Genomic DNA, 11,061 nt, shown 5'->3' with positions numbered 1-11,061 from the left:
TTGGGATATTTATTACGTGTATGTTATTTTGGTTGGAGTATTTATTTCAAATGTTTTTTGATAGATAATCAATTTTTAATAAGATAAATAGAAGCAATGGAGTATACGAGATCTTCCGTTGTTTCTATTTTTTATAACAAATTAGAGTTTATTCTTGCACCTCCCCCAACGTCAGCCCCTAACCTAAAGAAGACAAATCAAAAAGGGGGGACCAAACCACTCATGAAAACCACCAAAAAAGAAACACCATCATCATGCTACTACTCTCAGCCGCAATAGGAATCTTTTCACCACTATTCATGTACATCACGCTGGCACGTAAAAATGAAGTGTACAAATACCATTGCCGAAAGGCGTTCAATTTTCATTTGTTAATTTTTCTTCTATTTAATATTAGTTCGCGTATTAGTGATGTTTTGTTTTGGATCGTGTTTGCCTTTGAGGTCGTTCAAGTGATCATTGTTGCGTGGAAAGTAATAAGCGATGAGCCATATCGTTATTTCATTCGAATTCCGTTATTTAAAGAAGATAAGTATGCATTGGAAGGAGAATAGGTGATGAAACAAGAAGTGGAGATAAAGGGAAAGCAATTTTTCGTTATGATTGCAGTTTTGTTTATTGCGATTTATATCGTTTTACGAAAAAGAAAATATGAGTACTTTTATGACGGTATTAGCGAGTATGAACATCGTTATAGAGGGAATGTTCCTTTTTTGTTACTTGTTGTAGGTTTGTTTCAATATTGTAGGCAGAATGGGATGAGTTTTTCTCGTATGCTTCAGTATGTGAAAGATAAGTTAGTGGAGTAGGTGATGATATGGCTTGGATGATTAGTGAGTTTGCAAGTGTTGGGGATGTTACGGTGCGGACGCTTCGTTATTATGACAAGATTAATTTATTAAAGCCGAGCGATTATACTGAGGGTGGGCATCGGTTATATACGAAAGATGATTTATATATGTTGCAGCAAATTCAATCGTTTAAGCATCTCGGTTTTTCGCTTGGTGAAATTCAAAATATTATATTGCAGCGTAATATTGAGACTGAAGAATTTTTAAGACAAATGCATTTTCAAAGGGAATTGCTTTTGGCAGAGCAAGAAAGAATTGTGAAGGTGCTTTCGCATATGGATGAGATGACGAAGAAGTTTCAAAAGGAAGAACGAGTGGATGTCGCTTTGTTTTCTTCGTTTTTGCAAACCTTCATATGGGAGAAAGAAAATAAGGAATGGTTAGAGGAACACTTTTCAACTGATAGTGTTCAAACTTTTTATAATAATAAGGAACTAAAAGAAAAGTTTGATCGGCGATTTATGCATGTGATAGGAAAGTTGAAAAAGTATAAGGAAGAGGGGAAGGAGCCAGATAATCTTGATGTTCATGTTGCCTTAAGAGAATTTTTCAAACTGATTAAAGAGATGATGGGATATCTTCATATTTCTCATGAGGAGTTAACGAATATAATTACACAATCTAAAAGTGGAGTTCCTTTGGCTGAATTTCCAGCACTCTTCACAAGTGAGGAAGAAGAGTATATAAAGAAGGTGGTAGATACATTGGATAAGCCAGAGGTTTTTAATGATAATAGATAAAACTTGTATAAAAATTTTTCAGGTGAAAAATGTAAAAATATCCGGGTGAAAATAGTACTTGTTTAATAGAAAGAAGGTTCTGGATGCAGAACCTTCTTTTATGTTTAGTAGAGAGTTGGTTATTTGTTTGCCTTATTAAATATTTCGTTATTGTGATAGTCAATAAACTCTTTAGATATGTTATGAACCTTAACGTTTTTTAACATCGAATAATTTAATGGGATTGCTCCGTAATCACATAGAGCATGATGATTAGGGCACAAAACAATAATGTTTTCACTTATATCTGGACCATTATGAGGACTACCTAATGGCTTAATATGATGAGCTTCAGAGTAATGTTTATCTGTAGATAATTCAAGTCTTTCACCACAGATTTGACATGTGTGATTATGTAATCTTTTTAAATCGCGGGTTAAACTTGTATCTCTTAGAATTCTATATACTTCAGTTTTAATTTTTTCAGGTGGAGTTGTGATATCGGTAGCTTCAATTAAGCCTTCTTCATTTCGAAGTGCCCAAGTACCTTCTCCTAATCCATTTACTGAGTAAAATAAATCTTTTTTTTCATTAAAAATTTTAGAATGGGATGAATGTGTTTCGATAGTATTTCTTATAATGCTTCTCCAGGAGTTTGGTAATGGTTCAGTTCTAATTCTTTTTACTTCTTCATAAAGTTCGTCATAATGGCTGACACCATCTAAATTATTAAAAGCTGTTACAATGTCTTCTAACCAAGTTGTCATAATGTATCTCCTATTCTTTTGAAAATATATTAATATAATTTATATATTCTTCCTATTATTGGAATATCCTCTTTTTAGAATGGAAAATTAAAAAATAAATTGGATTTAATTATAACTAACCCCTCATAAGCCCCTTACAAGCCCCTACCAAGTAATAAATCACTAAGAAAAAACATAACAAAACAAAAACACCAACAAACACCGTAGTAGGAGTCGAAAAAAAATTTGAAATAACACGCCAAAAACCCGGCCATCCTCCCATATATATTATGAAGAGGTTTTTACATTTGAACGGAGACGGGAGGAATTGGGATGGCGGTGTATCGTACTGTGCAGGTGAATTTTTGGCAGGATGATTTTGTTTTGGATTTGACGCCGGAGGAGCGGTATTTTTATGTGTATTTGCTGACTTGTTCGAAGACGACGCAGTGTGGGATTTTTCCTTTTCCGAAGCGGTTAGCTGAGATGGAGACGGGTTATAATCGGGAGACTGTTGATAAGCTTGTGCAGCGCTTCATTGATTATGGGAAGATTCTTTATGATGCGGATACGCGGGAATTATTCGTTTTGAATTGGCTTCGTTATAATCCTGTGACGAATACGAATGTGGAGAAGTGTGTACTTCGTGAGCTGAAGGGTGTGAAGAATAAGGAGTTTGTACATATGTTTCTTCAGAAGTGCGTAGAAGAGGAGCTGAGTGTTCCGATACTTTTAGCGCATTTCGGTATGCCTGGTGATTTGGCTGTGGATGATGTTGAGCCGATTTGTGAGGAGGCGGAGGAAGAAGAGGTTATAGAGGAAGAAACGGGAAGTCGCGTGTTTTCTTTTTATGAGCAACATTTTGGTAGTTTGTCTCCTCATACTGTGGAGGAACTGAGTGCGTGGATGGATGATTTGTCTGAGGATCTTGTGCTGAAGGCGCTTCAAATTGCGTTTGAGAATAATAAGCGGACGATTGCTTATGTGAAGGGGATTTTGAGAGGATGGCACGGGAAAGGGTTTACGAAAGTGTGTGAGGTTGAGGCGGATACGGCTAAGTTTCGGAAGAAGGAGTTGTCTGTTAGTACGGGGGAGACGGAGGAGTTTTTGGCGAGGTGTGAGGAGTGGGAGAAGAATGCGCCATCTGAGGAGGAGTTGCAGCGCTTTTTAGCGGAGCGCGGGTGGCGTCCATGAGTATTCAAAATGTGGAGGCGGAAAAGACGGTGTTAGGTTCTCTATTACTTGATGGAGAGCTTATTAAGGAGTGCCGTTTGACGGAGCAGTATTTTTCTCTGTCAGTGCATAAGTCTATATTTCAGTTAATGCGAAAAATGGAAGAAGAGGGGCAACCGATTGATCTTGTGACGTTCATTTCTAGGGTAGATCCGAAGTTTTTAGAGGGGATCGGGGGAATGGAGTATTTTATAGGGTTAATGGATGGTGTGCCTACAACTGCCAACTTCTCTTATTATGAGGGGCTTGTTCGAGGTGCCTGGAAAATGTATCAGGCTGGTGTTCTCGGGCACAAGATGGGGGAGCGTCTTATTGCGGAGAAGAGTGAGAAAGTTATCGGTGAGACGATTACGGCACTTTGTGAGTTAGAGGAGAAAGACTCTGTATGTGAGTTTGATTTGAAGGATGCGTTAGTTGATTTGTATGAGGAGCTTCATCAAGATGTAAAGGAGATTACTGGTATTGAGACTGGTTATACATCGTTAAATAAAATGACGTGCGGATTGCAGGAAGGTGATTTTGTCGTTCTTGGTGCGCGTCCTTCTATGGGGAAGACTGCGTTTGCGCTTAATGTTGGACTGCATGCGGCGAAGTCTGGAGCGGCGGTTGGATTGTTTTCGTTAGAGATGAGTAGTAAGCAATTGTTAAAAAGGATGGCTTCTTGCGTAGGCGAAGTGTCAGGAGGTAGGCTGAAAAATCCGAAGCATCGTTTTGCGATGGAAGATTGGGAGAAGGTAAGTAAGGCGTTTGCGGAGATTGGTGAGTTGCCATTTGAGATTTACGACAATGCAGGCGTTACGGTACAAGATATTTGGATGCAAACTCGTAAGTTAAAGAGGAAACACGGTGATAAAAAGCTTTTAGTCATTGTAGATTATTTGCAGCTTATTATAGGCGATTCGAAGCATAAGGGCAATCGATTTCAAGAGATTAGTGAGATTTCTCGTAAGCTTAAGGTATTAGCACGTGAGTTAAATGTTTGTGTAGTAGCGTTATCACAGTTATCTCGTTCTGTAGAGTCGCGGCAAGATAAGCGTCCGCTTTTATCTGATTTAAGAGAGACGGGACAAATTGAGCAAGATGCGGATGTCATTATGCTTATGTATCGCGAAGATTATTACGATAAGGAAACGAAGCAGAAAGAGATGACGGAGATTCATGTGGCAAAGCACCGGAATGGGCCTGTGGGGAGTTTTAAGCTGAGGTTTTTGAAGGAGTTTGGGCGGTTTGTGGAGAGGGAGAAGTAGTGAGAGGAAGGTGTTTTGAAAATAGCATGTGCATGTGAACCAAAGTTGTAACGCTAATTTTATAAGTTATATAATAAAGAAAATGGTAACTAATAGTTAAGGGGGATTAGCTATTGGCAGGGAATGATATTTCTTATCATAATAAAGATATTCTGATGAAGTTTTTAAGTGAATGTTATAGGGATAAAGGGCTTGAAGCATATGGGTTAAAAGGTTATCCAAGAATAAAAGAATTGTTGCTAAATGAATTTTCGAGAGTTCGTGCAGATCAAAGGCGCTCAGATACTTTATTTGAAATGGAAGATGGTTCAATTTTAATGTTAGAGTATGAAAGTAATACCCGTTTCCTCGAAAACCATTTGAAGTATATGGATTATGCGAATCAAATTATGTATCGTTACTATAATAAGAGGAAAGAGTTACCGGATATTCGAATCGTAGTTATTTATACAAGTGAGGTAATGAATCCTATAGAAGAAATAGATGTATGTAGTATACGTTTAAATTCTAAAGCGGTTTTACTAAATGAATACAATGGTGATGCCATTCTTCAAAAGATTATTAGAAAAATGGAAGAAGGAAAATCTTTGACGGATGAAGAAACCATGAAATTAATACTTGTACCACTTATGCATAGTAGAGAGAAAAGACAAATTTTAATTGAAAAAACGATAGAAGTAGCAAAGTGTATCTCCGATGAGCAAGAACAAATTCAAGTTATTGCTGGGATTCTTGTAGCTACAGATAAATTTATTGATGAAGACTACGCGAAAAAGGTAAAGGAGTGGTTACGGATGACAAAAGTAGGTCGTTTATATGAGCAAGAGAAGCAAGAAGAAATTGATAAAGCACTTTCGGCAGCTGGAATGCTCTTTAAAGGAATGAGTGTAGAAGAAATAGCTAAAAAATTAGATGTAACAATTGAAAAGGTAAAAGAGTGGGAGAAGCGTTTATCTCATTAATCGCTGGGGTAATGGCAGCGTCTGTATAAATTTATACAAAAATAGCCGAATATTTATTATATAATAGTCGGCTATTTTTGTACGGAGAAGTTGTTAGGTTTAATACGCAAATCTTTTGGTTTGCTCTTGAATATGTTCCTCATTTCCCCATAAAGAAAGATCTTCTCTCTGCAGTAATCCATTGCTGCAAGTCATCTTGGCTACGTCGGACGAGTCGATTTACTAAAACATCATGCCATACATAATCCTCTAATAAGTATATATGAACGGGGTCATCTGTATAAAAAGCAATATTACGCTCTTCAAGTGATGGTCCATAAATCATCTCTTTAGAATCTATCGATACAATAAACCAATGTTCTGTAGACAAGGTTTCTGTATAAGGTGTTATACGATGGGCTTCTAGATTTTTAATTGGGTTTTCAACATGCAGGGTAATACCTTGTATTGTAACTTTATCAGCTACTTCAGATAGATCTTCTTTTAACGCTTCATACATCTCATCCCACATTGAAATGACAATACGTCGTTCTGCTTTTTTTATTAATGCCTGACAATAGCTAATGATTGTTTGATTGTCTTTTAAAGTAATCACTCGATTATCCGTTTTTTCCTCGGAAGTTTCTAGTTTTTTTAATGAATCACTTATTCCTTCGTAAGTAGACTGCCATTCTGTTTGCGCCTTCTGTAAAAAGATTTCAACAGGTAGAGGTGAATAGCGAGTGGTGTCATTTATTTCTTCCTTCATGACAATTCCTTTTTCTACAAGGTTACCTAAAATCTCATAAATTCGCGCTCTTGGGACACCCGAATCCTTACTCACTTGGTAGGCTGTGACAGGCCCTTGTTTAACAAGAGATACATAAGATTTAGCTTCATATTCATTGAAACCAATTTTTTTAAGCTGTTGCACTATGTAGTCCACTTTTTTCGTCCTCCGATGTTTGCTTTTATATTTCAACGTTACAATAACTCTTTACATTTAGCAAATTGGTAGTTACTATTACAATAGTGACTAAAGGGGAGGCTACTAGTATGGATTTGTATTTAGACCCATCTATATTAATTATTTTGATTGTTTTTGGGTTTGTAGCTGCATTTATTGATTCAGTTGTAGGTGGTGGAGGACTCATTGCCTTACCAGCTTTATTATTTACAGGGCTGAATCCAGCAAGTGCAGTAGCCACGAATAAATTAGCATCAACAATGGGGAGTGCAACTAGTAATATTGTGTTTTATCGTTCTGGTAATCTTGATTTGAAATCGGCTTTAAAATTATTTCCAATCACTTTCATAGGTTCTATAGTAGGTGCATGGACCGTTCATTTAATGAACCCAGAAGTACTGAAGCCATTGATGCTGATCATGCTCGGTGCAGTCGCTATTTATACGATATTTAAAAAGGATTGGGGTAGTATTTCTACTCATAAGAAATTATCTGGTCGACACGTCATTATTTTTACCTTTTTTATTTTTGCTATTGGTTTTTATGATGGATTTCTAGGGCCTGGCACAGGTTCGTTTTTAATGTTTTCTCTTTTATTTATTGGGTATGATTTTTTAAAAGCAGCAGGTACTGCGAAGTTTCTTAATTTAGGAAGTAATGTTGGTGCATTGTTGATGTTTATGTACGTAGGGCAAGTAAACTATGCATATGGTTTTATAATGGGGATTGCTCAAATTGCTGGAGGAGTTGTTGGCTCCAAGTTTGCTATAAAAAAAGGAAGTGGGTATGTTCGTGCTCTTTTCATTACAGTAACTTGTTTATTGTTAGCGAAAAATCTGTATGACTATATTCAGTAAGTAATTAAAGAACGTAGAAAAGGTCAAGTATGCAAACTACATCGAGTATAAGAAGATACTAAGGAGAGATTCCTTTTAACATTTTTTAGATGCTACCTTGTTTGAAGATAGCATCTAAAAAAATTAAGGTAAGAGGGTGAAAATAATACAAACGAATATTTTCGGGGTATGTTTATGTAATTTGGCGAAATAACTATTCCATATTCTTCTTATAATTAACCCGCAACAATCCTTTAAAATCCACCTCAGCAATCAACACACTTACTAATATAAGCGTAGCCCCTAAGTATCCTTTTCCTGTCAGCGTTTCACCTGTGAAGACGAAAGCAAAGCCTGCGGAAAAGACAGGTTCTAATGAGAAGATAAGTCCTGTATGTGTAGGCGTCGTGTATTGCTGGGCAATAACTTGCACGATGAATGCGACTGCGGTGCAAAATATGCTTAAGGCTAGAATGATGAGCCATGAGTTGGTTGTGCTAGGCAGTTTTGGCGTTTCGATAATGAATGAAAAAATAAGACTAAATAGGCCGACGAAGCCGAGTTGCACTACTCCAAGTGCAATGGAATTCACATGTTTCGTTACACTTCCAGTAATGATGACGTGGATCGCATAAAACAGTGCAGACAGTATGCAAAATATATCGCCGTTACCGATTTTGAATTCGCTCGTTAATGTTAATAAGCCGATTCCTATTATCGTTAAAATGATCCCTACTATCACTTTCTTTTCCGGAATGTGTTTTAAAAATATAGCTGATAATATTGGAATAAAAATGACTGTGAGACATAGTAGGAAACCAGCATTAGAAACACTCGTATACTTTGTACCGAAAGTCGCGAAAATGTAAACGATAAATAAGACAGAAGCGAGTATAAATGCATATTTTACAGTTTTAAAATCGATCTTAAATAAATGTTTGTAAAATATTAAACCTGATAAAAGAAAAGCGATAATAAATCGTAATGCGATTAAATTATATTCTTCTATGCCATCAAGTCCAAGTTTTGTAAGTAGGATGGATGCACCCCAAAAAAATGTAACTAGTAGTAACATTAAATCCGCTTTTAATTGTAGTTTCATTTCTATTCCCTCGTTATGTATAAATTTTATAAGCCCATACCCCTATCCCTATTGTTCATTTTAATATTAATTCTGAATATTTGTAACTTAAATTTATCGACGTTTTATTCCATAAAAAAGAGGCTGTTTATAAAACAGCCTCTATGTATCTGAAAATCCGAACCTTGATTAAAGACTACGTAGAATCTCCAACCCTTTTCTTGTTAAATGAATCCCTGCTCTACCTTTTTTTATTTCCACATAACCTTTCATCTTCAGGAAGTTCAATCGGTGTCTAACCTGTGCCTCAGTTAATTTCATTTCGACTTCTTGGCTCTTTTCAGAAATAATTCTTCGTCCGATTGCCTTTCCTTTTTCTTCATAATTCATGATAAGGGTAAGGATGAAAAGTGATTCTTGATCAAGAGCGTTTGAATTTGAAGAAAAGGGTTTAATATTTTCTGCCTGATCGCTATTTGTTTTCTTATGTGGAGGCTTTTGAAAATAATGTTGATTAGGCAAATCATTTTTTGTTATTTGGTTTCCGGTACGGACAGCAAGCATATAATCTATCGTATTTTTAAGTTCTCTTACATTTCCGTACCATGGATATCCTTGCAGTTCTTCAATTAGTTCTTGTTCAATTTTGACTTTAGGGTCCGATAGTGCGACAAAATGTTTAGCTAATAATTCAATGTCATTTCGGCGTGCCCTTAATTCGGGGAGGTGTATAAAGAGTACTTTAAGCCTATGGTATAAATCTTCTCTAAACATATTTTCTTGAATCATTTTCAGTAGATCCTTATTGGTTGCTGCAATAATCCGGACGTCTATTGGGATAATTTGGCTTCCGCCAACGCGCATAATCTCTTTTTCCTGCAATACTCGAAGTAGTCGTGCTTGAAGTTTCAGGCTAATATCTCCAATCTCATCTAAAAAAATAGTGCCACCATTTGCTTGTTCAAATAGTCCCATTTTCCCGCCCTTTTTTGCTCCGGTAAACGCTCCGTCTTCATAACCAAATAATTCACTCTCGACTAAATCATCCGATAAAGCACTGAAGTTAACAGCAAGAAAAGGGCCGCTATTTCGCTGGGAAGCGTTATGAATAGCACTTGCAAACAACTCTTTTCCGGTACCACTTTTACCCTCAATTAATACAGTTAAATCCGTCTTAGCTAACCTTTTGGCAATTTGTTTCGTGTCTTGGATTGTAGAGCTAATCCCAACGATGTTATGAAAATTGTATTTTGCTACATAACCTTTTTTGACAAATTTTTTTCTCAATTTCCGTTCAAATCCGATGGTCTTAAGGGCATTTCTGAAAGTAACAATAATCGATTGATCATTCATATGTAGGCGTTCCACTATTACATCCAAGCCGTTTACAACAAATATTCCGCTTTCTTGTTGCTTATCTGAAAGGATGAAGTTCACTAAATCGATATTATCAATAATGGCATCAATCGGATGACCAATAGCGTTTTTACTTTTTATTTTCAGCATGCTTTCTAAGAATTCATTAAAGACAACAATTCTTCCTTCATAATCAATAGCTAGTATGCCATCACCAACACCATCAATAACTTGATGAAGTTGTCGATGAGCTTTAGCTAAATTCTTTGTTAAATCTACTATTTTTCGATAGTATCTCTCAGAAACGTGATTACCTGATTCCTCCATTAAATGAAATCGATCTAGAATGGACATGATTGTCGTAATATCTATTAATCTATGACCGATATTAATTACTTTTTCTACAAAATCAGGGATAATTTCAAGTTCGCCAGGTGTGATTGCGAGCTTAATCATTTGTATATTCGTTTTTCCAGGATAGTATGGGACATATTCAATGTGGTTCAGCCCCAATTGACGCATCGTTTCAATGGATTCGTATACTGTTTCATGATTATCATTCACATATAGGGCTTGTGTTCCTTCTGGTAAAAATAAAAGCTGGTCCACGTTTTCGTAATTTAATGTTCGTTTTGCTATTATTACTTCGCAGTTTTCCCCAATAAAGTCTTTCACCGTTTCTATCGTAAATGTATTAGGTAATACAATTAATGTAGAATGAAATACTTTTGGAATACTTTCTTCTACAGAAAAACTTTCGATATCTATGAGGTCACCTACCATCTCCGTTAGTTGTTGATGTAGGGCTTTTCGTGTTTCTTTTAAAACGGTGATCAATACAATGTGGTTAGTTTCAAATTTGTTCATAGAGCACCTCTTTAGTTGAATGGAATTGGTCTAAAGTTGGTTATTAAATGGTTATTATGTAACCATTTAATAACCAATTATAATACATTTCAACATAGTAAACACCGATAAAGTGACAAAATATTTAAATATGTGTAAATAATTGTTTGAATTTTAATGTTGGCACGATATTTGCTTATATCAATGGTGTGTAAAGAAATAGGGAAATGAGTAGAGT

11 protein-coding genes are annotated in these 11,061 nt (G+C 36.1%); 7 read left to right on the top strand and 4 right to left on the bottom strand.

The window, feature by feature from the left end; genetic code table 11:
* Positions 1-254 precede the first annotated feature (254 nt).
* The 3 genes from AU379_RS22485 to AU379_RS22475 are packed head-to-tail and all read left to right on the top strand — an operon-like array spanning position 255 to position 1,591.
* Entirely contained in the window at positions 255-554 is a 300-nt protein-coding gene (locus tag AU379_RS22485) for a DUF4870 domain-containing protein (RefSeq protein ID WP_061139734.1), read from the top strand.
* A gap of 3 nt (positions 555-557) precedes the next feature.
* On the top strand, positions 558-809 hold the full coding sequence (locus AU379_RS22480; RefSeq protein ID WP_061139733.1) for a hypothetical protein: 252 nt from the start codon (positions 558-560) through the stop codon (positions 807-809).
* A gap of 8 nt (positions 810-817) precedes the next feature.
* Positions 818-1,591 carry a MerR family transcriptional regulator gene (locus tag AU379_RS22475; protein ID WP_061139732.1) on the top strand — a complete coding sequence of 258 codons (774 nt, stop codon included), beginning with the start codon at positions 818-820 and terminating at the stop codon, positions 1,589-1,591.
* Positions 1,592-1,710: 119 nt separating this feature from the next.
* On the opposite strand, the gene AU379_RS22470 is transcribed toward AU379_RS22475, so the two are convergent.
* Complete coding sequence (locus tag AU379_RS22470; RefSeq protein ID WP_000214651.1) at positions 1,711-2,337, bottom strand: HNH endonuclease; 627 nt, start codon at positions 2,335-2,337, stop codon at positions 1,711-1,713.
* A 312-nt stretch (positions 2,338-2,649) separates the two neighbouring features.
* Between AU379_RS22470 and AU379_RS22465 the strand changes: the two genes are divergently transcribed.
* The 3 genes from AU379_RS22465 (at position 2,650) to AU379_RS30350 (ending at position 5,758) form a co-directional block, all read left to right on the top strand.
* A complete protein-coding gene (locus AU379_RS22465; RefSeq protein ID WP_048567897.1) occupies positions 2,650-3,510 on the top strand; it encodes a DnaD domain protein in 861 nt (286 codons plus the stop codon).
* Positions 3,507-4,796, top strand: coding sequence for a replicative DNA helicase (gene dnaB, locus AU379_RS22460; RefSeq protein WP_061139731.1), 1,290 nt, complete (start codon positions 3,507-3,509; stop codon positions 4,794-4,796). Before AU379_RS22465 ends, dnaB begins: the two co-directional genes overlap by 4 nt.
* A 113-nt stretch (positions 4,797-4,909) precedes the next feature.
* Entirely contained in the window at positions 4,910-5,758 is an 849-nt protein-coding gene (locus tag AU379_RS30350; protein ID WP_000908110.1) for a transcriptional regulator, read from the top strand.
* Between the two features lie 139 nt (positions 5,759-5,897).
* On the opposite strand, the gene AU379_RS22450 is transcribed toward AU379_RS30350, so the two are convergent.
* Positions 5,898-6,683 (bottom strand): TrmB family transcriptional regulator, encoded by a 786-nt coding sequence (locus tag AU379_RS22450; RefSeq protein ID WP_000384620.1) that lies wholly within the window; start codon positions 6,681-6,683, stop codon positions 5,898-5,900.
* A 110-nt stretch (positions 6,684-6,793) separates the two neighbouring features.
* Here AU379_RS22450 and AU379_RS22445 point away from each other — a divergent pair, with 110 nt between their 5' ends.
* Positions 6,794-7,561: a TSUP family transporter gene (locus tag AU379_RS22445; protein ID WP_003312708.1), complete on the top strand. Its 768-nt coding sequence runs from the start codon at positions 6,794-6,796 to the stop codon at positions 7,559-7,561.
* Positions 7,562-7,754: 193 nt separating this feature from the next.
* Here the strand turns inward: AU379_RS22445 and AU379_RS22440 are convergent, their stop codons facing one another.
* Both AU379_RS22440 and AU379_RS22435 read right to left on the bottom strand, forming a co-directional pair.
* A complete protein-coding gene (locus tag AU379_RS22440; protein WP_000776061.1) occupies positions 7,755-8,642 on the bottom strand; it encodes a DMT family transporter in 888 nt (295 codons plus the stop codon).
* A gap of 168 nt (positions 8,643-8,810) precedes the next feature.
* A complete protein-coding gene (locus tag AU379_RS22435; RefSeq protein ID WP_061139730.1) occupies positions 8,811-10,844 on the bottom strand; it encodes a sigma 54-interacting transcriptional regulator in 2,034 nt (677 codons plus the stop codon).
* Positions 10,845-11,061 lie beyond the last annotated feature (217 nt).

It is taken from the genome of Bacillus sp. JH7 (genome assembly GCF_001563515.1).
Lineage (GTDB): Bacteria > Bacillota > Bacilli > Bacillales > Bacillaceae_G > Bacillus_A > Bacillus_A cereus.
The sequence above is the reverse complement of the archived record's forward strand: the minus strand, read 5'-3'. Positions and strand labels throughout refer to the sequence as shown.

Coding starts and splice junctions, on each gene's coding strand:
- AU379_RS22485 (WP_061139734.1), top strand. CDS start 255: ATGCTACTACTCTCAGCCGCAATAGGAATCTTTTCACCACTATTCATG.
- AU379_RS22480 (WP_061139733.1), top strand. CDS start 558: ATGAAACAAGAAGTGGAGATAAAGGGAAAGCAATTTTTCGTTATGATT.
- AU379_RS22475 (WP_061139732.1), top strand. CDS start 818: ATGGCTTGGATGATTAGTGAGTTTGCAAGTGTTGGGGATGTTACGGTG.
- AU379_RS22470 (WP_000214651.1), bottom strand. CDS start 2,337: ATGACAACTTGGTTAGAAGACATTGTAACAGCTTTTAATAATTTAGAT.
- AU379_RS22465 (WP_048567897.1), top strand. CDS start 2,650: ATGGCGGTGTATCGTACTGTGCAGGTGAATTTTTGGCAGGATGATTTT.
- dnaB (WP_061139731.1), top strand. CDS start 3,507: ATGAGTATTCAAAATGTGGAGGCGGAAAAGACGGTGTTAGGTTCTCTA.
- AU379_RS22445 (WP_003312708.1), top strand. CDS start 6,794: ATGGATTTGTATTTAGACCCATCTATATTAATTATTTTGATTGTTTTT.
- AU379_RS22440 (WP_000776061.1), bottom strand. CDS start 8,642: ATGAAACTACAATTAAAAGCGGATTTAATGTTACTACTAGTTACATTT.
- AU379_RS22435 (WP_061139730.1), bottom strand. CDS start 10,844: ATGAACAAATTTGAAACTAACCACATTGTATTGATCACCGTTTTAAAA.